Origin of the sequence: Sediminibacillus albus, assembly GCF_900101125.1 — a bacterium.
Classification (GTDB): domain Bacteria; phylum Bacillota; class Bacilli; order Bacillales; family Amphibacillaceae; genus Sediminibacillus; species Sediminibacillus albus.
In genome coordinates this window covers 61,415-81,779 of sequence record NZ_FNFL01000007.1, presented here as the reverse complement: position 1 = coordinate 81,779, position 20,365 = coordinate 61,415, and the positions used below count along the sequence as shown (strand labels likewise).

General features: G+C 42.0%; 24 protein-coding genes and 1 pseudogene. 16 read left to right on the top strand and 9 right to left on the bottom strand.

Features of this window, described 5'->3' with window-relative positions:
• Positions 1-72: 72 nt before the first annotated feature.
• Positions 73-1,344 (bottom strand): sugar ABC transporter substrate-binding protein, encoded by a 1,272-nt coding sequence (locus tag BLR93_RS15505; protein WP_093216715.1) that lies wholly within the window; start codon positions 1,342-1,344, stop codon positions 73-75.
• 371 nt (positions 1,345-1,715) lie between these two features.
• Between BLR93_RS15505 and BLR93_RS15500 the strand changes: the two genes are divergently transcribed.
• Entirely contained in the window at positions 1,716-3,491 is a 1,776-nt protein-coding gene (locus BLR93_RS15500) for an alpha-glycosidase (protein ID WP_093216510.1), read from the top strand.
• 53 nt (positions 3,492-3,544) lie between these two features.
• Here BLR93_RS15500 and BLR93_RS15495 read toward each other — a convergent pair whose 3' ends face one another.
• Complete coding sequence (locus BLR93_RS15495) at positions 3,545-4,696, bottom strand: glycerate kinase (RefSeq protein ID WP_093216712.1); 1,152 nt, start codon at positions 4,694-4,696, stop codon at positions 3,545-3,547.
• Between the two features lie 219 nt (positions 4,697-4,915).
• Here BLR93_RS15495 and BLR93_RS15490 point away from each other — a divergent pair.
• The 7 genes and pseudogenes from BLR93_RS15490 to BLR93_RS15460 all read left to right on the top strand — a co-directional run.
• A pseudogene (locus BLR93_RS15490) lies at positions 4,916-5,134 on the top strand (single-stranded DNA-binding protein); the annotation flags it as partial.
• Between the two features lie 12 nt (positions 5,135-5,146).
• Positions 5,147-5,515, top strand: a complete 369-nt coding sequence (locus BLR93_RS15485; RefSeq protein ID WP_093216505.1) for a LexA family protein — start codon at positions 5,147-5,149, stop codon at positions 5,513-5,515.
• A gap of 20 nt (positions 5,516-5,535) precedes the next feature.
• Entirely contained in the window at positions 5,536-6,771 is a 1,236-nt protein-coding gene (locus BLR93_RS15480; protein WP_245690173.1) for a DNA cytosine methyltransferase, read from the top strand.
• 11 nt (positions 6,772-6,782) lie between these two features.
• On the top strand, positions 6,783-6,977 hold the full coding sequence (locus tag BLR93_RS15475; protein ID WP_093216502.1) for a hypothetical protein: 195 nt from the start codon (positions 6,783-6,785) through the stop codon (positions 6,975-6,977).
• The gene (locus tag BLR93_RS15470; RefSeq protein WP_093216500.1) at positions 6,974-7,525 is read left to right on the top strand and encodes a dUTP diphosphatase; all 552 of its coding nucleotides are present in this window, start codon (positions 6,974-6,976) and stop codon (positions 7,523-7,525) included. Before BLR93_RS15475 ends, BLR93_RS15470 begins: the two co-directional genes overlap by 4 nt.
• A complete protein-coding gene (locus BLR93_RS15465; protein ID WP_093216497.1) occupies positions 7,525-7,731 on the top strand; it encodes a hypothetical protein in 207 nt (68 codons plus the stop codon). Before BLR93_RS15470 ends, BLR93_RS15465 begins: the two co-directional genes overlap by 1 nt.
• The gene (locus BLR93_RS15460; protein ID WP_139184433.1) at positions 7,697-8,335 is read left to right on the top strand and encodes a hypothetical protein; all 639 of its coding nucleotides are present in this window, start codon (positions 7,697-7,699) and stop codon (positions 8,333-8,335) included. The genes BLR93_RS15465 and BLR93_RS15460 overlap by 35 nt, the downstream gene beginning before the upstream one ends.
• Here the strand turns inward: BLR93_RS15460 and BLR93_RS15455 are convergent.
• Positions 8,332-8,718, bottom strand: coding sequence for a YhjD family protein (locus BLR93_RS15455; RefSeq protein ID WP_093216492.1), 387 nt, complete (start codon positions 8,716-8,718; stop codon positions 8,332-8,334). The two genes, BLR93_RS15460 and BLR93_RS15455, sit on opposite strands and share 4 nt — an antisense overlap.
• Positions 8,719-8,914: 196 nt before the next feature.
• Between BLR93_RS15455 and BLR93_RS15450 the strand changes: the two genes are divergently transcribed.
• The 5 genes from BLR93_RS15450 to BLR93_RS15435 all read left to right on the top strand — a co-directional run bounded on the left by BLR93_RS15450 (position 8,915) and on the right by BLR93_RS15435 (position 11,179).
• The gene (locus BLR93_RS15450; protein WP_093216489.1) at positions 8,915-9,448 is read left to right on the top strand and encodes a hypothetical protein; all 534 of its coding nucleotides are present in this window, start codon (positions 8,915-8,917) and stop codon (positions 9,446-9,448) included.
• A 384-nt stretch (positions 9,449-9,832) separates the two neighbouring features.
• Positions 9,833-9,958, top strand: coding sequence for a hypothetical protein (locus tag BLR93_RS18415; RefSeq protein ID WP_281241720.1), 126 nt, complete (start codon positions 9,833-9,835; stop codon positions 9,956-9,958).
• The gene (locus BLR93_RS15445; protein WP_093216487.1) at positions 9,951-10,361 is read left to right on the top strand and encodes a hypothetical protein; all 411 of its coding nucleotides are present in this window, start codon (positions 9,951-9,953) and stop codon (positions 10,359-10,361) included. Before BLR93_RS18415 ends, BLR93_RS15445 begins: the two co-directional genes overlap by 8 nt.
• A 14-nt stretch (positions 10,362-10,375) precedes the next feature.
• Positions 10,376-10,816 carry a transcriptional regulator gene (locus BLR93_RS15440; RefSeq protein WP_093216484.1) on the top strand — a complete coding sequence of 147 codons (441 nt, stop codon included), beginning with the start codon at positions 10,376-10,378 and terminating at the stop codon, positions 10,814-10,816.
• A 174-nt stretch (positions 10,817-10,990) separates the two neighbouring features.
• A complete protein-coding gene (locus tag BLR93_RS15435) occupies positions 10,991-11,179 on the top strand; it encodes a hypothetical protein (protein WP_093216482.1) in 189 nt (62 codons plus the stop codon).
• Positions 11,180-11,218: 39 nt separating this feature from the next.
• Here BLR93_RS15435 and BLR93_RS15430 read toward each other — a convergent pair whose 3' ends face one another.
• The 3 genes from BLR93_RS15430 to BLR93_RS15420 form a co-directional block, all read right to left on the bottom strand.
• Complete coding sequence (locus tag BLR93_RS15430; protein ID WP_093216478.1) at positions 11,219-11,956, bottom strand: putative immunity/bacteriocin fusion bifunctional protein; 738 nt, start codon at positions 11,954-11,956, stop codon at positions 11,219-11,221.
• A 646-nt stretch (positions 11,957-12,602) separates the two neighbouring features.
• Complete coding sequence (locus tag BLR93_RS15425) at positions 12,603-13,169, bottom strand: NADPH-dependent FMN reductase (protein WP_093216474.1); 567 nt, start codon at positions 13,167-13,169, stop codon at positions 12,603-12,605.
• Between the two features lie 12 nt (positions 13,170-13,181).
• Positions 13,182-14,240, bottom strand: a complete 1,059-nt coding sequence (locus BLR93_RS15420; RefSeq protein ID WP_093216472.1) for an LLM class flavin-dependent oxidoreductase — start codon at positions 14,238-14,240, stop codon at positions 13,182-13,184.
• A 121-nt stretch (positions 14,241-14,361) separates the two neighbouring features.
• On the opposite strand from BLR93_RS15420, the gene BLR93_RS15415 reads away from it, so the two are divergent.
• From BLR93_RS15415 to BLR93_RS15405, 3 genes are all read left to right on the top strand, one after another.
• Entirely contained in the window at positions 14,362-14,709 is a 348-nt protein-coding gene (locus tag BLR93_RS15415) for a winged helix-turn-helix transcriptional regulator (protein ID WP_093216469.1), read from the top strand.
• Between the two features lie 186 nt (positions 14,710-14,895).
• Positions 14,896-16,728: a YecA family protein gene (locus BLR93_RS15410; RefSeq protein ID WP_093216467.1), complete on the top strand. Its 1,833-nt coding sequence runs from the start codon at positions 14,896-14,898 to the stop codon at positions 16,726-16,728.
• Positions 16,729-17,124: 396 nt separating this feature from the next.
• Complete coding sequence (locus BLR93_RS15405; RefSeq protein ID WP_093216464.1) at positions 17,125-18,174, top strand: NAD(P)/FAD-dependent oxidoreductase; 1,050 nt, start codon at positions 17,125-17,127, stop codon at positions 18,172-18,174.
• Between the two features lie 126 nt (positions 18,175-18,300).
• Here the strand turns inward: BLR93_RS15405 and BLR93_RS15400 are convergent, their stop codons facing one another.
• The 3 genes from BLR93_RS15400 to BLR93_RS15390 form a co-directional block, all read right to left on the bottom strand.
• Positions 18,301-18,759, bottom strand: a complete 459-nt coding sequence (locus tag BLR93_RS15400; protein ID WP_093216462.1) for a flavodoxin — start codon at positions 18,757-18,759, stop codon at positions 18,301-18,303.
• Positions 18,760-19,310: 551 nt separating this feature from the next.
• Positions 19,311-19,730: an alpha-amylase family glycosyl hydrolase gene (locus BLR93_RS15395; protein ID WP_175559389.1), complete on the bottom strand. Its 420-nt coding sequence runs from the start codon at positions 19,728-19,730 to the stop codon at positions 19,311-19,313.
• Between the two features lie 43 nt (positions 19,731-19,773).
• A complete protein-coding gene (locus BLR93_RS15390) occupies positions 19,774-20,259 on the bottom strand; it encodes a hypothetical protein (protein WP_093216457.1) in 486 nt (161 codons plus the stop codon).
• Between the last annotated feature and the right edge of the window lie 106 nt (positions 20,260-20,365).

Below are 20,365 nucleotides of genomic sequence, written 5' to 3'. Positions count from 1 at the left end.
TAGCTGGTCAGTTTATCTAGGAAAATAAAGATAACGGGAAGAATGACTCTTCCCATTATCACGGCTATCACTCTATTGACCGGAAGCTTCAATATTAGCTTTTATTTGTTCAACTGCTTCATCCAACACTGGCTGTACGTCCTCTCCCTCAGCAAGAAATTGCAAGGCATTGTTCATCGGTTCCCATACTTGAGCCATTTGCGGGGTGCTTGGCATAGGGACACCGTGTTCGATTTGCTCAGCAAATGCAGCATGAATCGGATCCTCCAGAGCTTCTAATGCTTTCGTATTCGGCGGAAGTTCGCCGGCAACTTCATAGTAATGCTGAAGGTTTTTTTCATTTGTTAAAAATAAAGCTAAATCAGTGGCCCAGTCTTTGTTTTTAGAATAATAGGAAACCATCCATGATTTTACGCCTACTAGTGTTTCCCCGGGTCCGCCATTGATGGACGGAAACGGTGCAAAAGCCAAGCTGTCGCCTAACGCTTCTCTGTATCCAGGAATGCTCCATGGGCCATTAATAACCGCCCCTACCTTTCCTTCAGTAAATAATCCGTCAATGACGTCTGAAGTAGTAGACGCCGGGATTTTTCCTTGTCCAAAGAACGATTGAAACAGCTCACCGCCCTGCTTGGCGCCCTCGTTGTTTAAACCAATGTCAGCTGTATCATATTCGCCTGTATCACCGCCGAAAATATAGCCGCCATAATTTTTAAAGAAAGGATAAGTAAAATAAAGATCATTCGGCTTCATCAAGAAACCGTACGTTTCCTTTGCCGTATCTGTATGTTCTTCCAAAGCTGCCTGCAAGTCATCGATCGTTTGCGGAGCTTCTGCAATGATGTCCGTATTATAAAAAATCCCGTATGTTTCGAATACCATCGGAACGCCATACTGATCTGTCTGTCCTTCATAATTGTAGGTGACTGCTTCCATTGCCGCCTCGCTGTATCCACTAACCTGTTCATCTGTGAGGTTAAGCGGTTCGGCAAGCCCTTGGGCGACAATATTTCCAATCCGGTCATGCGGCTGGAAAAACAAGTCCGGTCCTTTTCCCTCCGGTCCTGCAAGAGATAACTCCTGCTCCTGCTCCAGCATCGATTTTGGCACTACCTCGACAGTAATTCCTTCCTGTTCTTCATAATCAGCAGCAATGTCTTCAATTGCCTGCAATTGCTCTTCCTCATCATTGGCCCAAATCGTCAATTTTTCCGGTTTTTCGGCAGTCCCTTCTTCGGCATTACTACTGCCTGCTTCTTCTTCCCTATCAGGTGCACAAGCCGCCAACAACAATAGCAATGCGAATAACCCTACGAAAGATAACAGTGAAACTCGTCTTTTCATCATATCTTCTCCCCTTTTACTTTTATTTGCGCAAACGTTTGCACTAAATTAGTTACATTCTACAATTCATTCCGCATTTGTGCAAGCGTTTTCAAAAAACTTATTTAAAATTTGTTGGAATGTTAGTTAAAAACTAATGCGCCTGACAGGTATTCCTTACTAAAAATTCAAAAACGGGTTGATACCGTTAAATGGTTCCTATTGACAAAATAGAACGCTTTCAGTAAGTTATATATAATTAAAAATTTGAGGGCAATGCTTGGTAAATGACCACAACCCCGTTTTCCTTAGTGGAAAACGGGGTTGTTTTTGTTAGATAGACATCTAGTATTTTATCAAGTGGATGCTCAGCCGGAAGGGAGTTCTTACCTTTGCAAAAAGAAGCTATTTATCATCGCCCCAAGGATAATTTTGCTTATGCCTATGACAAGGAAACGCTGCACATCCTCCTCCAGACGAAAAAGGATGACATCGGCAGTGTAACGCTTATTCACGGCGACCCGTACAATTGGAAGCATGAGCAATGGCAGACAAAGACAATGGAAATGACTAAAACAGGATCCACCAATTTACATGATTATTGGCTTGCGGAAGTAAAGCCGCCATTTCGGCGGCTGCGCTATGGCTTTCAATGCACTGACGGAGCAGAAACATGGGTGTATACAGAAGGGGGATTCTTTTCCTCCCCGCCAAGTGAAATAGCTAACTACTTTTGCTTTCCTTACCTCCATGGTGTCGATGTGTTTCAGGCGCCAGAGTGGGTGAAGGACACTGTCTGGTACCAAATTTTCCCGGAGCGCTTTGCTAACGGAGACGCCTCCCTTGATCCCGATGAGGCTTTGCCTTGGGGAAGTGCCAAACCAACGCCTGCCAATTTTTTCGGCGGTGATTTCCAAGGGATTATTGATCATCTCGATTATTTAGTAAAACTAGGAATTAACGGCATTTATTTCACACCTATTTTCAAAGCTCATTCCAACCATAAATACGATACTATTGATTATATGGAGCTCGATCCCCAATTCGGCAACAAAAAAACCTTCCGCCGTTTGGTGACAGCATGCCACGACAGGGGAATTCGTGTTATGCTTGACGCTGTTTTTAATCATAGCGGCTTCTTTTTCCCGCCTTTTCAGGATGTGCTGGAAAACCAGGAAAAGTCCCAATATAAAGACTGGTTCCATTTATGGGAATTCCCTGTTACTGCCGAAGGAGAGCCTAATTATGATACGTTTGGATTCGTCGCTTCCATGCCAAAGCTTGATACAACAAATAAGGAAGTGAAAGAATATTTACTGAACGCAGCAAAATACTGGGTAGAAGAATTCGATATCGACGGCTGGAGGCTGGATGTCGCCAACGAGGTAGACCACAGTTTTTGGCGTGAGTTTCGGCGTGTTGTAAAAGCTGTAAAGCCTGATGCGTATATTTTAGGAGAAATATGGCATGATTCGATGCCATGGCTGCAAGGTGATCAATTTGATGCTGTCATGAATTATCCGTTTACAAATGGAGCGATAGATTTTTTTGCGAAACAGCTAATGGCAGCGGAAGATTTTGCTCATTCAGTCACTAAAGTTCTGCATATGTACCCGGCCAACGTGAACGAAGCAGCCTTTAACCTGCTCGACAGCCATGATACACCCCGGATATTAACACTGGCAGACGGCAGCCGTGAACGAGTAAAGCTGCTCTACTTGTTTCAGCTTTCGTTTGTCGGAACGCCATGTCTTTATTACGGAGACGAAATCGGGATGGCCGGCGGACAAGATCCGGGCTGCCGCGCTTGCATGGTATGGGACGAGGAACAGCAAGACCATGAGCTGTTTGCCTTCGTGCAATTGCTGATCCAATTACGTAAAGACGAGCCCCTGTTTGGAAATAACGGGAAATTTCGTTTCATCCATACAGATAACCAGCAAAATTGTGTGGTATATGAAAAATTCGAAGCAAGCGGCAGACTGATATTTGCCGTAAATAACAGCGCACAGGACCGTCACTTACAAAAAGAAATTCTTGCTCCTATCACAGCAAAACCATGGAAGGAATGGGTTTTTACAAACAATAGCAAAGTCGATAAGCAGCCAGTCGTTGAACTGGCAGACATTAAGCTGCCGCCTTATGGGTTCCGGATCTTTGAACAATAATAGCAACAGGCTCTTCCGATAGTCGGGAGAGCCTGGTTTGTGAAATAGTTATTCTAGTTTTTCTTATTTGTCAGCTGACCTAATAAAATTAAGTGCATCACACGCTTGGCCGCTTCATACAGTAACTCTTCCCCCGTCGCCATTGCTTCTGTCAGTTTCATCGGCTTATCAACGATAGGGATAACGGTTATAATCCCTTCCGCCGACAGTCTGTCGAGTCCTTCCCCAATCGTTCCGGCGAAAGCAACAACCGGGACGTTTTCCTTTTTGGCAGCTCTCGCTATTCCGACAGGCACCTTGCCAAACAACGACTGCCCATCAATTTTCCCTTCGCCTGTAAGGACAATATCTGCCTCCCCTACATGCTCTCTCCATTTACTTATTTCCAGCATCAGCTCCACTCCGCTGCGAAACTCCGCATTTAATAACGAATGAAGCAAAAAACCGATACCCCCAGCAGCTCCACTGCCTGCTTCCTCAATCTTATTGCGGTTAACCGATTGATTGACAATAGCAGCAAACCGGCTCATCCCGTCTTCAAAAGCTCGATACTGACCCGCAGTTACGCCCTTTTGCGGACCGAACACAGAAACAGCTCCGTTACTGCCAAGCAATGGATTGGTGACGTCGGAAGCAACAATTACTTTTGCTTGTGTAAGCTTTTGGTTTAGAGCAGAAGTATCTATACTGGAAATACGCTGGAGATTGCCGCCCACTCGCTGCAATTCTTTCCCCTGCTGATCAAATACTTTCAACCCCAGCGCCTGGAAAAGACCTACACCACCATCAACCGTAGCACTTCCACCAAGCCCTAAAATTATCGTCGTGGCGCCTTTTTTTAATGCATCACTTATTAACTGGCCTGTACCATAGCTGGAAGCTAGCATTGGATTCAGCTCTTCCTTGGTTAGCAAAGGCAGCCCTGAAGCAGCTGCCGTTTCAATTACAGCAGTGCTTTCATCCTTTATCCAGCCATAGTCTGCCTCTATTCTTCTTCCTAACGGATCTTCCACCATACAAGTGATCTTTTCGCCGCCTCTGCTTACCAACACAGCATCAACTGTTCCCTCGCCGCCATCGGCCATTGGCAGCTCAATAACTTCGGCTTGTCGATCAAGCTCTTTAACAGCTCTGCTGACAGCCTGTGCTGCTTGAGTACTCGTTATCGATCCTTTAAACGAATCAGGAGCAATTAATATTTTCATCCCTTTTCCCCCTATCCCTTCCACCTCATAACCCATTAAGGTGCTATAGACCAGCCCCCTCTTTTCCGTTTAACGAGTGTGCTTTTGTTTAAGTCATTCTATCAAACGAAAAAAACGCTTTCAATGTTCCATAGAACAAATTAGCCACTTAATTAGCTGTCATTTTTGTTACATCACACAACTTGCAGTACTGCCCAAAGCGAAAATCGAACGATGATAAATAAAGGTTCCCTGATTGGAGTAGACGGGCGCTTGCAAACAAGAAATTTTGAAGGACAGGACGGAAAAAGGGTCTTCATTACAGAAGTGCTTGCGGAAACAATTCAGTTTCTGGAAAGTAAAAACAACAATAACCGCAGCGGATCCGAACAAGCATCTGAATCGCCGGAAGAAAACGGAGAGCCAGTCGATATATCAGACGATGATCTCCCCTTTTAGAGGAGGGCAAGCATGAAACACGGACATAGAAAAAGCGAAATATTGCAATGCATTCAAGATATGACTAGAGAGAAGGGATACGCCCCTACCGTTCGAGAGATAGCGGAGGAAGTTGGACTTAATTCTACTGCTACAGTGCATAGGCATTTAAATGATATGGAGGAATTCGGACTTATTGAAAAGCTTGGAAACTCCCCAAGAGCAATACGGGTGGTCAGCGGATCCAACCCAGCTGCTAATGTCCTGGAACAATTAAAAAAGATTGATGATGGTATGACTGATATTATCTTTATCCACGGAGAGCCATTCTTGGTAAAACGTGCAACGGTAGAAGATATCAAAGAGTGGAGAGGGGAGGAAGCGACATCAAGTTCCAGTTAGATTTATTTCGAGAAATTATAGTGGATAATTTTGCTGGAGGCGGTGGAGCAAGCACCGGTATAGAATTGGCAACCGGCCTGAATGTGGACGTGGCTATCAATCATGATCCAGCGGCAATTGCAATGCACAAAGCTAACCATCCAGAGACTGAACATTACTGTGAGTCAGTTTGGGATATCAATCCAAGAGAAGTTGTTAAAGGTCGTAAAGTTGGATTGTGTTGGTTATCTCCTGATTGCAAGCATTTCTCAAAAGCTAAGGGTGGAAAACCTGTCAGCCAAAAAATAAGAGGGCTTGCCTGGATAGCTATTGATTGGGCGATTGCAGTAAGGCCACGAGTGATCATGTTGGAAAACGTTGAAGAATTTAAAACATGGGGCCCGTTGAAGAAGGATTCCAAAGGTGAATGGGCGCCGGATCCGGAGCGAAAGGGAATGACGTTTCGTTCTTTCAAAAAGTCGTTGGAGGCGCTAGGTTATGAGGTTGATACAAGAGAGTTGAAAGCCTGTGACTATGGAGCGCCCACAACCAGAAAGAGATTGTTCCTGGTAGCCAGGTGTGACGGAGAACCGATTGCGTGGCCAGAGCCAACACATGGAGAGCCTACTGAAATTAACGTAAAAATGGGACTGAAAAAGCCATACCGGACGGCCGGAGAAATCATTGATTGGTCGTTGCCGGCGCCGAGTATTTACAGACGAGATCGTCCGTTGAGCGAAAATACTATGACAAGGATTAAGCGAGGCATTAAGAAGTTCGTTGTAGAAGCAGATAAGCCTTATATCGTAAAGAATCAAGCGTATTTCCTACAGCATTACTACACACATCTGGGAGATGAAACGAGAGGAAGCTCTTTGGATGAACCGGTACCGACAATTCCTACAGCCAATCGGTTCGGCCTAGTGAGTGCATTTCTAACAAAGTATTACGGCTCTGATATTGGCCAGACACTTAATGGACCTCTCCACACAATCACCACAAGAGATCGATTTGGCCTAGTCACGGTAGCAGGAAAGGATTACAAGATAGTTGATATCGGCATGAGAATGCTCCAGCCACATGAGCTGTTTAAAGCACAAGGTTTTCCTTATGAATACATCATTGATCGTGATTATAAAGACAACAAATATCCGAAAAGTCAGCAGGTGGCCAGATGTGGTAATTCTGTACCGCCACCATTTGCAGAAGCTCTAGTCAGGGCGAACCTGCCGGAAATGTGCGTGAAGAAATACGAATATAAAGCTGTAATGAGTTAGGAGGGTGAGGGATGAAACAATATGCAGTTTACAAAGGTGATGTAATAAGAGCCGTGGGAACTGCTAAGGAATGTGCTAAAGAATTGAATGTGAAACAAAAGTATATTTACTGGTTAACTTCTCCTACAGCTAAAAAAATATTGGCCAAAAGAAAAAGTCCAGAAAACTGCACGGTATGTATTCGATTGGAGGATGATGAACAATGAATTTTAAAAGATTAGCGGATCTACAGCAGAAACTTGATGATTACATCATCGAAAAGAAAGAACTGGGCGGACAGGATTTAACACTAAATATTATCTTTGCTCTTCAAGTAGAAGTAGCAGAGCTAGCAAATGAAGCACGATTCTTCAAACATTGGAGCGAAGAAAGAAAGCCGAACATGAAAGAGCCCATAAATAATGTAACGGGCGGAATCATCGGATGGAGAAACCCAACATTAGAAGAGTATGTGGACGGATTGCATTTCAATCTTTCCCTCGGGAACAAAATCGGGACTAATTGGGATGGTGATTTTGCATTAAGAGGTACCGGTGATCTTATGAATAAGTTCGCGGTAATTAATAGGCGCCTAAATAATGCCTGGTGGAATTACCACGATAATATGATCGGTGAATACAGAACCAATTGGTTTTTCGGGTTCACGGCTTATCTAGAACTGGGTGGGCTGCTAGGCTTTAGTGAAGCAGAAGTAATCGAAGCCTACGAAAAGAAAAACGCCGAAAATTTCCGGCGTCAGGAGAGTGGATATTAATGGCTGTGTTAAGAGAAGCGGTTGAAGCACGTAGGCAAAAGATCATTGAAGAATTATTAAAAGCGGGCATGGCATCCGATGTCCGACTTCAGGATATTCCTTATCAAGATTTAGAAAATCTTTATATCCAGCATCAATGTGAAAAAGCAGAGTTGTTGGGGGTGGTTACAATTGGTAAAGACAAGCAGTTATCGGTACGGGGCTGACAACGTATTAAAAACTGGACCTCATACGGAGTCATTTAATAACGAGGTGAAAACTTATTATATGCCAGTAGAGGAGCGGTTGAAGCGGATGAAAATGAACCCTGCTAGTTATGTCGAAATGAAAGAAGCTGGCCTTTCGGATAAGAAGATTCGCGAAAAATGGGGCATTGATCACAATAAGCTGCAGAAGATGAAAAACAATTGGGACTTCGTTAACAAAACTTTGGATCAGATGAAACAGATTTTGAAAAAGCATAAAACCACGAATTCCAATAAACAAAGGTATGAAGAAAGCAAAAAGGAGAAAGAAAACCTTTCTCCGGAAATCGACTATAAAGAAAAATACGAAAAGGCTCAAAAGGAACTCGAACAGTTTAAAGAAAGACAGCTAAAATTGGTCCATCAGTATGAGTCCATGAAAAATGAAGCGGACAATAAAGTTGTGATTGAGTCGGATCAAGATTACTTACTAGCCGAAAAAGTAAGCCTCCTGGAAGAGCAGCTGCAGACCGCTGAACATGAATTGCATATAAAGCATGATGAACTAGATACTTTAGCAAAGAAATGCTACCACCTAATGGAACTGCTTAAATTAAGTTGTTAACACCATGGTTTATTACTAGGTGTTACTTCAACCGCTAAAGGACCATAAAGGTAATCGTTCATCAGTTCCTTGGTCATATCACGTAAATCCGCAACAGCTATCCATATAACGCCCGAGTCATTCTTGGTGTACCACTTATACTGCACCATGTCGTTTTCCTTGCCAACATACTTAACATTAACGTGATACCCAGAAAAGACTTTCTTGCGGATGGCATTGTAATCCTGTTGAACGGAATTAATAACTGTATCCAATTTTTCTAAGTACACAAATTTGGACGGAGAGGATAACTCCTCAAAATTAAGTCTGTCTATTTTAAATACTTTAAGCACATATGGTAGAAGGATATAGCTGTAGATTACCCTTTCGATTTCTGGACTCATGAAGTAACACCGCCTTTTTATTTTTTAGTATAACACGAACAAACGTTCTTATAAATGGCAATATATAGGAGGTTAGAAGGATGGGTAAAGGTAAGTCTCCTAAAACACACAGAAGAAACTTTAAGATAAATGCAGAGAAGTCATTGGAGCGGCTTATGGATCAAGTTAACGGAAAGAAAATAAAGGAGGAAAAGAAGTGAGGAAGCAAAAGGTACTGGACGTGTTAAATAATTTAGAAGTATTCGAACAACAAGGCGGAGAAGATGCCTACATGCTAGTTGAAATCAATGATGATGTGCTAAATAAACTTGAACAAGTAGGTGTGTCGGAGAAGACGGTCAAAAAGTATGGAGACGATGAAACATTTTGCATTCTTGCTTTTGCCTTTGGAGAAGGATATGCGAATGACTATGTTGGACAGTTAGTTTACGAATACCAGGAAGATATTCATTCATATTTTGGATTGTCCTACGCAACTCATTTAGTCATTCCAAGATCTGTTCTACAGTCTATGCCTGAAAAGTGGCAGTATAATTTTGTAAAACTTCTTAACGAATTAGATGATACGAATTGGAGAGATTTGTTGCCTGAAGGAATGTATAAAGTTGAGTATAGGGATTACGGCTACGAGTCCAACGAAGAAACTGAAAGAGAAGAATTCACATGGAAAGACGAAGTGATAGATCCGCTCTTAAATTATGATAGGGGTCGCAGAAATATATTTATATAGAAAATAAATTTCGGTGTTTAATGGTAGTTGGCAGAAATTGTGCAGTAAGGAGTGTGAGCTTTTGAAATACGACAAGCAAGAATGTCCTAATTGTGAAAAGCAAGTAGTTACTTTATATAAAAAGAAAAGAGAGGATATTGCATTGTGTTATTGGTGCAATAAAAAACGTGAAAAGAGTATTAAAAACTAAGTCGTAGTTCGAGCAAGTCATAACACAACAAAACGGAGGGATTGGATAATGATGAAAACCTGCGAAGAGTGTAAAGGAGAAGGCTACTTTACTAATGTTGACGGAAGTAATTGGGAGCCGTGCGAAAAGTGCTTAGGTGAAGGTGAGATTTAGGAAGCAGTTCGACTAAATCACGAACAAAACGGAGGGATTGGATGACTGATCAAGAGCGGATGCAGCTTATTGAAGAATTGACATGGAGAAGCGGATGGAATAAACAAGCCTTTGACCGTATGACCGATAAAGAAATAATCCAATTCCAGGAGCGGCTGAATGAATGAACTGGACCGCTCCAGTAAATCTCAAAAGGACTGGATAGACGAATATGTAAAAGAAGTGATCAAGTATCACAAGATTATAAAGCGGGTGCCGGAAGAGTCAAAGGTACAGTTAATCGATTTAAAATCAAAGCAGCTGGTCTTCATCGGAAAGCTAGCCGGAGAATTTGCCGAGCAATATAAAACTATCTATGCTGCCAGAAAGCAAGCATTTGCTGAAGCTTATCTGGCAGCAGATAAGTACAAGGATGCGAAAGCAGAGTTAGCTGTTGTTGAACTGAGGAAAGCGGAAGCGCAAGCATTCGGTAACTGGAAACGATGGCAAAACGCATTAGATACAACCAGAGAAGAGATAAACGCCATCAAGTATAAGGTCCGCCTAGACTTTGCGGACGGGAATAGATAAGGGGGGCTATTAAGATGACAACAGCCAATAAGCCGAAAAAGATTACATTTAAACATGCTGAATCTGAATGGTATAACTACCATCAAACATTGAGAGAGATTGCTAACTTAAGAGAAGAAATAATGTATCCTTTTGATGATGATCCTGATGATAAAACAATTGTTAAAGGTGCTAATTCGGTTAGGCAACCAGGGAATCCAACAGAGCGGATGGCTACCAGACTCACCACTAGCAGACAGTTAAAGTATTTAGAACAAGTTGTCCGTGCAATTGAGGAAGTCTACAATGCTTTACCGAATGACTATAAAGAACTTGTTAAGAATCGATACTGGAGAAAAAACAAACAATTGACTTGGGACAGCGTTGCATTAGAAATGAATGTAAGTAAGCGGCAAGCACAAAGGTGGCGCGATGAAATCATTCAAGCGACAGTGGAGGTATTGGGATGGAGGTAGATATGAAGAAAAAATAGTGAATTCTATTCTTTATTGAAAGAGCGAGAATACAAGGAAAAAAATAAATAAAAAGGAATTATTTGTTTGAATGATTAGCTGTAATAAAGTTATAATGGGATAAAGCTTACAAAAAGAGGTAATTGTGAGTGCTGTATATAGGGAGGGATTAGTAAAATGAAAAAACACCTTAAATATCATTTGAGTGTAGGGATTGTTTTTTACCTTTTATCTCTACTTATTTGCTTTGCGATTGACTCTTCATATCCTTTTATAGCAAGTATATTTATTGCTTTTTTCGCATTTGAAATTAGTGTTTATTACTTTGCTCAAAAGGACCGAAAAAAAAATAAAATAAACCCATAAAAAAAAGCTACCTAATTAAAGGTAGCTTTTTTTCATTTATTAGCAGAAGAACTCAACAAAACCATCACGGCTAAATTCTCTTGCTAATCCACAAATTGTAACACAGGCTAGGCCACCAGCAAAACTTGTAATTGCACCTGCTACTAAGCAAGCATAATTACATGAAAAGGCATTTATAGCTGTATAGAATCCATTAGCTGCTGATTCACATAGGCCCATAGTACTTACCTGAGTATCTTTGGATTCTGCTACAAGGTTTTCAAAAGATATTTCTTCTCCTTCTTCATTAACAATAGTACCATCTTCATTTACTCCGACGTTAAGTATTGTTTCTCCATTTTCAACCATGGAAAATTCTAAGGTATCATTGTCGACTTCTTCCATGGAGAAAAGTAATTCTTTTACTAACTCTTGATCATAATCAACAACGTACTGGAGCCAGCCAGTAGGGGTATTTCCTTTCTTTACTGGGAGCATAACAGTAGCTAAATTAGAATTCTCTTCTTCAACATAAATTCTGGAGTTATTCCAATCAGGTTTAATATTATCTTCTTTTAAATTCTTTTTAGTTAGTTTGTATTCTTCAGAAGTCTTTACTAGTTTCTTAGCTTCAGTCTGTTGCTTTTTTGTACCTGTAGAGTCTTTGATACCATCAGCACAAGCTTCACAATTTGTATTTTGTTTTGTAACTTGGGTTTGTGCTAATGATTGAGAAGGAGATACAGTGTACGCAAAAACAGTTACTGCTACCATTAAAAACATTAATACTTTTTTCATCTAACCTCTCCCTTAATAGAATTTGAATTCGAATTCAATTGTATGGTAACACAATATTTTACAAAATCCTACCAAAAAAGGGATTTTTTTCAAAAAAATCTCCTGTATAAAACTTCCTGATTTTTTCCAGGTGATAAGAAAAAAGACATTCGAATAACATTCGAACTCGTTCGATTTTTCTTTTCTTATATTCAAGATAACCTGCGGACACAGTGACAACTGTATTTCTGCTTTCTAAAAAAGGTTGGGCGCTTAAACTTGCACAGGCTTACTCTGGAATCTACAGACTCGTGCTGCGCTGATAGAGCTGTTTTTGCCACCTTGCATAACACGACCGCTACGGAAATACACTACGCTTTCCGCGGGCGGCTGGTGAGCCTCCTCGAGCTTGCGCTCTGCGGGGTCTCACCGAGGCCTTCCCTCCCGCAGGAGTCTCCGTGGATTTCCTCCGCTGAAAGTCTGCGTACTGTTTTCAGCCGTACACAAATGCTTATGGTTTACTTGAGATCACGGTGTATTAACGCTTATCCGATACGATTAAGAAATCACCTATTGTTACATTAATAACCCTTACGGAATCAATTGAATGCTGGCAGATGGCCTTTTTAACCTTTATATACTGTAATCGTTCGGTTTGTGCGGATAATTAAAAATCGTATTCTGCTTCTTTGGCTTCACGGATTTTGGTAAATGTGTCTGTTAATACGACGGTGTCTTCTGCCAGCCGTTCGATCCGGAATATTACGTCATCATTGACAATCTGTTTGCGGTAAAAGTCCTCTTCCTCGATAAAGACAAAGGTTTGCACCATCTGCGCTTTCATATAAGCAAGGACTGGCTTTAACTGCTGCTCGACCATCAAATAATGCTTGGGCGATCCTGCTGTGACCAGCATACTGACAACTTTGTCCCGGAATGCATTAACCGGAAGCAAGTCAAAAACATTTTTCAATGTAGCAGGTATCGACGCCTGAAAGACAGGTGTGCCGATAATAATCGCATCTGCATCCATCAACGTTTCTGCTACATATTTTGTATCTCCTTCGTACTCCCGAAAATTACGCCCATCACTAAACTGGACATCATATTCAGCCAAGTCGATTAACGTCACTTCTATATCAGGGTATTTTTCCTTCAGTGCTTTTACCGTGTAGTCCATCGCCGTCCTAGTCTTGCTGCCGACTTTGGAACCGGATAATCCAACTATCTTCACTTTGCCTGCCTCCTAATCTTTTGCTGTATACTTCTTGATGGCTGGTAATATCTCTGTACCAATCAGCTCAATATTCTTCTGCAATTTATCAAATGGCATACCGCCGAAGTCAATTTGAGCAATATACCGCTGATGGCCAAATAGCTCATGCTGGTAAAGAATTTTTTCTATAATTTCCTGCGGGCTGCCAATATTCATGATATTATGCGGGTCAGCCCCCTGGGCGAAGTGCTGCTTCGGAAAGCCTTGGCCGTTTGTCTTCTTCATCCCTTCGTTAATAAACGGATACATATCTCTCAATGCCTGCTGGGACGAGTCCGCTACATAGAAAAATCCAGCCGTTGCTACCGGAAGCTCCGCTGTGTCAAAGCCTCTGCTGCGGGCTGCATCCCGATAAGCGTCGATTGACCGTTTAAATACCGTTGCAGGTCCGCCTAAATGCGCCAGGAACATCGGCACACCCGCATATCCTGCCTTAATCGCACTGGCAGGCGAACCGCCGACCGCACGCCAAATCGGCAATGAACCAGACTGTGGACGCGGCAGTACTTGCGCATCTTTGAGAGGTGCACGAAATTCTCCGCTCCAATTGACTATTTCCTGCTCATTAATTTGCCGCAATAAATCGAATTTCTCTTCAAACAGCTCTTCATAGTCACGGATATTATAGCCCAATAAATCAAACAATCCTACGCGTGAGGCCCGCCCGGCAATCAGCTCGGCCCGGCCTTTGGAGATTAAATCAAGTGTTGCAAAGTTCTCATATACCCGAACCGGATCCGAAGTACTAATAATCGTAGATGAACTGGCAATCTTGATTTTTTCTGTCGCCTGGGCAATCGCTGAAAGCACCACCGCGTGCGCTTGCGTCGCGAAGTACTCCTGGTGGCTTTCCCCGACACTAAAGAAGTCAATCCCTGCCTGATCTGCCAGTTTTGCGTATTCAATGATTTCATGAACCCGCTGCTCAGCAGAAATTCTTTCCCCTGTCAGCGGGTTGGGCAAATGATCACCCAAAGTATAGATGCCGAATTCCATGCCTTTGCTTTGGTCGATTCGGTATTTCTCCATTGCAAATTCCGCCTTTCTTTTTTACCTGTCTATTGTTATTGTAAAAGATATCAACAAATCATGTAAGTACATACTTAAAAGTGCTATAGTATACTTAAAGATACTATTGGAGGGTGAAGCATTGACCATTGAACCGGAGTTGTGCCGTGTCGAAGATGCGTTAGGAATATTAGTAGGAAAATGGAAGCCAATCATTCTGCTGCATTTATTAAAAGATGGTACCAAACGATTCAGTGAACTTAAGCGTAGTGTGCCGGGAATCACGCAAAAGATGCTGACTAAGCATTTGCGCGAATTGGAAGAAGAAGATATCATTAAGCGTGTCGTCTACCCGCAAGTCCCGCCGAAAGTGGAATATTCGATCACCGAATATGGCATGAGTTTAAAGCCAATCCTGGAAGCGATGCACGAATGGGGAACGCAGCATACCCTGCACAAGCAGCAGAAAATGAACAAGGAAAGCTCTTAAAAGAAGCAACCTATACGTATTGCCCGAGAAATAATGATACAATAGCAAGGCTGCTGTGGCAGCCTTTTTGAGTTCTCCCTACATAAATATGGACTCACCTCAGCATGATTATCCTCCTTGCATGAAGCGAACCAGCAGGATTCTGGTTTTTACAAGGAAATCAACACAGATAAAGGAGAATGAAAGATGAAGGTTGGCAGAAATGATCCTTGCCCATGCGGCAGCGGAAAAAAACATAAGAAATGCTGCATGAAAAAGAATCATATCATTCGATTACAGAACGTGAAAGAAGAACGGTTTTACCAGCAAAAACACACTCTGGTTAACCAGCTGCACGATTTTATCCTGGAACAGGTTCCTCCCAGTGTTTATCACCCATTGGAAGCGCAGTTTAAAAAACGCACAAGTCATAAGCTGGGGAAAAATCAGCGGGGCTTTTTTAATTTCTGGCTCTATTTCTTCAATCGCTATAAAAATGGCTTGCGCGGAATCGAATGGTTTTTAGCCGAAAACGAACGGCGCCTTTCCGATGAGGAAAAACAAATGGCGCAACGATGGGCGCAAATGAAGCCACAGCTCATCGAGGCAGTCGGCGAATCAGAAAGGGATGCCCTATTCCGCGACTACTTCAGCGGTGAAATCATAAACGTTCCAAAAACAAACGAAAACTTGCCGCAATTTTTCCCATGGAACGGTACACTTGCATTGCTGGAGCCTGTCGAGGGTGCATATTACTTCAACGGCGTCAGGACGCTTGTCCAACCAAAACATTTTCAGCATGCGGCAACCTATACCAAGCAGTTAATCAACGAAACTGGTCATGACTTGGATCAAGTTTTAACCGATTACTACCCGGAAATACTGACCACCCTGCTGGAAGGACCGGAAGCAGAAGAACGCGAAGACCAGGAAGTGATTACCTACACCTACATGTTCCTTCTAAACGACAAAGAAAAAGCAGAAACCTTGTTATATAATGACGAAGACTTTGGTATCGATCAATGGGAGGAAACACATAAAAAACTGACATGGCAGAGCAATATCCAGGCATTTACCGACAATGAAACAGAAGGCCAGGTGCGCTTGTCGGAAGTAAACGCCACCCTTGTAATAGAAAACCAATCGTTGACCTTTACGACCAATGATTTGGCGACTGCCCATCAGTTTTTACAAAAAGTGCAGAAAGCTGATGGCGCAATCACATTAGTGGAAGACTTTGAACAGCGCTTCAGGCTTCCCGTACAGGCAGACAGCAAACAGTTGGCAATCTCCTATGACGAAGGAGTACCCGAATATTTTGCGTTATATGCTCACAATGCATTGCACACCGACATTGACAAACCAATCCCTATGTATCAGAACCAGTCGTTACAGCAACTCGTTTTATCCGGCCAAGCAGCGCTTGCCGAGGAGTGGCTGAAACAGGCGGAGTATGATTTATATAAGGCCGTCTATGAAAAATACGGAGCAGTTGAAATCACCGCTGATTTTAATACAGTCAGAAAAGAACTTGGCTTAGAGCTGTCACCATTTGTGACAGGAGGAGAAAGCCGCCATTCCAGCATACAGCAGGTTTACGCCGGGCAAAGCGAAGTCGCCGACGACGGAGCGGATAAGCTGATCTATGAAAAGCTGGGCTTTACTCCTGAGACGGCGCACACGTTTTATGCCAAAGATCTAATTGCTTTCTATCAAGAAAAAACCGACGGCAAATCCGAAAGCACGGAACGGAAATACCGGAGCAGACTAATAGATATAAGACAGATGCTAGAAACTAGTTCTAAACAAAGCTGGGAAGAGTGTGATTTGGCTTTCTGGCAGTCGCTGTTGCTTGAAGATTTCTTGGTACAGAACAAAGATGCCACCAAATCGATGGTAAAAGACATGGTGACAACCGTTAAGGCACTGACCAAGTGGCTGGCGAAAGAAAACAAATGGACGATTGATAAGCAGGTTGCCGAAGAAGCAAAAGACTATCAATCACTTATGCTGGAAGCCTTGGAAACTGCCAAAGCATAAACAAAAACGGTGAAGGAGAATTTTAATCCCTTCACCGTTTTTTCATTATATTGCAGCAATCAACTAGAAAGGGAAGCTTCCAATTGGAGGCTTCCCTTTCTTTTCATACCTTATTCTGTTAGAGTTTCCACCGCATAAGCAATCATTTTTCCGTTAGCTGCCGGACCTGTATGTACAAAAGATGATTGGTCAATAGACGCTTCCGCAATAAAAACAAAACATGCGTGTTTTGGTTGACCTAATGGCCGAATGATATTGTGATATCCACCTACATATGATAGGATGTTATTGATATTGAAAATCATTATCAATTAAAATATACTGCACTTACATACAGTCCAAGAATCCCTACACACCATACACCCTATCATTCTTTTCAACCAAGGAGGAGAAAAAATGAAACAAGAGCAATTGTACGATGTCACCATCATTGGCGGCGGTCCAGCTGGGTTGTATTCCGCCTTTTACAGCGGTTTGCGGGCGATGAAAACGAAACTGATTGAATATCAGCCACATTTGGGCGGTAAAATCCATGTCTATCCGGAAAAAATGATATGGGATGTGGGCGGCCTGACTCCCGTAACAGGCGAAAAGCTGATGGAACAGTTGGTTGCACAAGGACAGACATTTGATCCGACGGTTGTCTTGAATGAAAAAATCGTCAAGATAACCCAGAACCGGGAGAAACTATTTGTTTTGCAAAATGACTCTGGAGAACAGCACTTATCCCGGACTGTTATCGTAGCTGTCGGGGGAGGGATTTTAAAGCCGCAAAAGCTTGAAATAGAAGGGGCGGAAAAATACGAAGTTGCAAACCTGCATTACACCGTTAAATCCTTAAAACGGTTTCAGAATAAAACGGTTATTATTTCAGGCGGCGGCAATTCAGCAATTGACTGGGCGAACGAACTGGTTCCGTTCGCCAAACAGGTATATGTAACCTATCGAAAGGACTCCCTAAATGGGCATGAAGCCCAAGTATTACAGCTGACAAATAGTCCTGCCCAATGTTTCTTAAATACCTCCATCACTAAGTTGATCGCAAGTGAAAATCATGAAGAAATCGAATGGGTGGAATTGACGAACCATCTTACCAGTGAGGTGGTTCGATTGCCTATCGATAAAGTAGTAATCAATCACGGCTATGAGCGGGATACGGAACTGTTGAACAACTGTACAATGGAAATCAAAAAGCGCGATGATTATTTTATTGAAGGGACTCCGGCAAGTGAATCATCGGTTGATGGCTTATTTGCGGCAGGAGATATTCTCAAGTATGACGGAAAAGTACATCTAATCGCAGGCGCATTCCAGGATGCCGCCAACGCTGTCAACCGGGCGAAGCAATACATTGAACCGGATGCCAGGCAGTCCGGCATGGTATCCTCCCATAATGACATCTTTAAACAGCGCAACAAAGAATTGGTCAAACAATTGGTAAAGTAAAAAAGCTGCTTGCATTCCAACAATTCCTGCCGGCTTATAAAAATATAGCTTAAACGCCAAAATCCAAGCAGCCTCTCGTGAACTGCTTGGATTTTCTTCGCTATTAATAATCATTACTTCCATCTGTTAGGCGTTAACTGTCAGTTCCTTAACAAATTCCTCCGCAAATGACTGGCAGCGTTTGATATCATTCTGCTCTGGGGTTAACTCTACTTTTAAGTTATATAATACTGTCATTGCTCCCCGTTCTTTAAATCGCTCGGCGAATGAATCAATTGCCCCGCCATAATTGGGATACATCGAATCACACGAACCAAATAATGCAACAACTTTATCCGTTAAATCAACGTCAGCCATGTCATCGTAAAAGTCCTCGGCTTCGTAAGGAATGTCACCGTCTCCCCACGTATATGTACCAAATAAAATGGCATCATAGTCAAGTAAATCAGCAGCGCTAACATCATCTATATCTATTTGAAATTTAAGGACATCCAGTCCGTGTTTGCTAATGGTTTCTTCCATAATTTCAGCAATTTCCTCCGTATTTCCGGACATACTGCAAAACAACAAAATCACTTTCGGCATAAATCCCCCTCCTATCCGTGTTCTAACTTCCATACTAATTGATAATGATTATCAATGTCAATTAAAACGAGAAATAGATTGGATTAAAAAAAGCCAGGACTCGTCTTCCTCAACGGTCCAGGCTTTCTATTTACCTGTGGCTTCGTTTCTCCATCACCACTTCATTCACTTGATCAAACATTTTCCCCATTCGGCTAGTCTCTTCAACCACAGGATGTTTGCACCAAGAAAAACAAACTGCCAAGCAGAGTCCACTGAAAAAGTCCTTTCTAATCTAAAAGGGGGCAACGTTTGTTGTTGAGTCCACGATTCGCTTGTCGGTGGATGCTTGCCGCGGGCACGGCCTCAGCTAACTTGGTCAAGAAGATCACTAGACCAAGTGGATCTTCGGCTCGTGCTGTTCCCGCAGGCGTCACCACCGATCGCCCATCTCGGGATTAACAGGGGCCAATTTAAAAAAGTGATTTTCTTGTACAATGAAAGGAATACATATGAGGCATGAATAGTTGATAGGACAACTCCAATGATTCCATCAACATGACTTGATTTCGTTACGCCATGATTCTAAACACCGTTCCTTCATATGGTTGTAAAGTTTTTGTTGCTTGGTCTTTATTTTCATTCGTTATTAAAACGCTGGCGTCTTTTATTGCTTTAACAACTTTCTGGTTTAAATCAACTTCCTTATCTGAAAAATTACACAACACAACTAGGGCTTCTCCTTCATCCCTGCGTTGATAGGCAAACACATTAGGGTCATTACGCATAAGTAACTCAAAATCGCCAGTGGTAATTACATCTAATTCCTTTCGCAATTGGATTAGACGTTGATAATAATAGAAAATAGAATCTTTATCTGCTAAAGCAGCTTCCGCATTAATAGTCTCATAGTTATTATTTACATGGAGCCAAGGTGTTCCGTTGGTGAACGGAAGATTTTGGTAGTGTAAGAGATTCTTGTTATGGAGCACATTAAAGATATCCTATCAAAATATCGCCCCGATATATCCTCTTTTATTCCCCCTTATTACCAATCAAATCAATGATATAGTCATAATCAAACGTAGAATCTACAATTTTATAATATCCTTCTCTCTTGAACCCGGCTATTGAAGAACTAATATGAAGAACATCAGGATTGCCTATAAATAGGTCTGAGATAAATATCTCCCCTGATTGGTCAAACTCTACCATGCCTGTTAAATAGGTTTCATTTTCTTTCTTAGAAAGCGCGTTCCACGCATCCTTATCCTTTAAGGGTTTTAAGTTTAGATTGCTGAGATACTCCAAAACTAAATCACAAGTTTTCGGATCGTGGCTTTTGGCATTGACTTCTTCACCGCCAGGGAGATTTTGCGTAATATGAAAGTCAACTGGGGACTCAGTTGCATACTCCTCTATAGGATTGAACGGGATCATATAATAAATGAAATTCTGATAAAGATATACGGACAGAAAAATGATACCTATCGCAAAGGCCAAGTACTTCATTTTCTTCATATTAAATACCAGCCCCTTTCTTAAATTCCTTAAATCCTGTCAATCCTAAGAAGTTTTACACTGTCATTAAAAATAACAATTAATTTAGCAACGATTTTAGCATAAG

Coding starts and splice junctions, on each gene's coding strand:
- BLR93_RS15505 (WP_093216715.1), bottom strand. CDS start 1,344: ATGAAAAGACGAGTTTCACTGTTATCTTTCGTAGGGTTATTCGCATTG.
- BLR93_RS15495 (WP_093216712.1), bottom strand. CDS start 4,696: ATGAAAATATTAATTGCTCCTGATTCGTTTAAAGGATCGATAACGAGT.
- BLR93_RS15485 (WP_093216505.1), top strand. CDS start 5,147: ATGAAACACGGACATAGAAAAAGCGAAATATTGCAATGCATTCAAGAT.
- BLR93_RS15475 (WP_093216502.1), top strand. CDS start 6,783: ATGAAACAATATGCAGTTTACAAAGGTGATGTAATAAGAGCCGTGGGA.
- BLR93_RS15470 (WP_093216500.1), top strand. CDS start 6,974: ATGAATTTTAAAAGATTAGCGGATCTACAGCAGAAACTTGATGATTAC.
- BLR93_RS15465 (WP_093216497.1), top strand. CDS start 7,525: ATGGCTGTGTTAAGAGAAGCGGTTGAAGCACGTAGGCAAAAGATCATT.
- BLR93_RS15455 (WP_093216492.1), bottom strand. CDS start 8,718: ATGAGTCCAGAAATCGAAAGGGTAATCTACAGCTATATCCTTCTACCA.
- BLR93_RS18415 (WP_281241720.1), top strand. CDS start 9,833: ATGACTGATCAAGAGCGGATGCAGCTTATTGAAGAATTGACATGGAGA.
- BLR93_RS15445 (WP_093216487.1), top strand. CDS start 9,951: ATGAATGAACTGGACCGCTCCAGTAAATCTCAAAAGGACTGGATAGAC.
- BLR93_RS15440 (WP_093216484.1), top strand. CDS start 10,376: ATGACAACAGCCAATAAGCCGAAAAAGATTACATTTAAACATGCTGAA.
- BLR93_RS15435 (WP_093216482.1), top strand. CDS start 10,991: ATGAAAAAACACCTTAAATATCATTTGAGTGTAGGGATTGTTTTTTAC.
- BLR93_RS15430 (WP_093216478.1), bottom strand. CDS start 11,956: ATGAAAAAAGTATTAATGTTTTTAATGGTAGCAGTAACTGTTTTTGCG.
- BLR93_RS15420 (WP_093216472.1), bottom strand. CDS start 14,240: ATGGAGAAATACCGAATCGACCAAAGCAAAGGCATGGAATTCGGCATC.
- BLR93_RS15410 (WP_093216467.1), top strand. CDS start 14,896: ATGAAGGTTGGCAGAAATGATCCTTGCCCATGCGGCAGCGGAAAAAAA.
- BLR93_RS15405 (WP_093216464.1), top strand. CDS start 17,125: ATGAAACAAGAGCAATTGTACGATGTCACCATCATTGGCGGCGGTCCA.
- BLR93_RS15400 (WP_093216462.1), bottom strand. CDS start 18,759: ATGCCGAAAGTGATTTTGTTGTTTTGCAGTATGTCCGGAAATACGGAG.
- BLR93_RS15390 (WP_093216457.1), bottom strand. CDS start 20,259: ATGAAGAAAATGAAGTACTTGGCCTTTGCGATAGGTATCATTTTTCTG.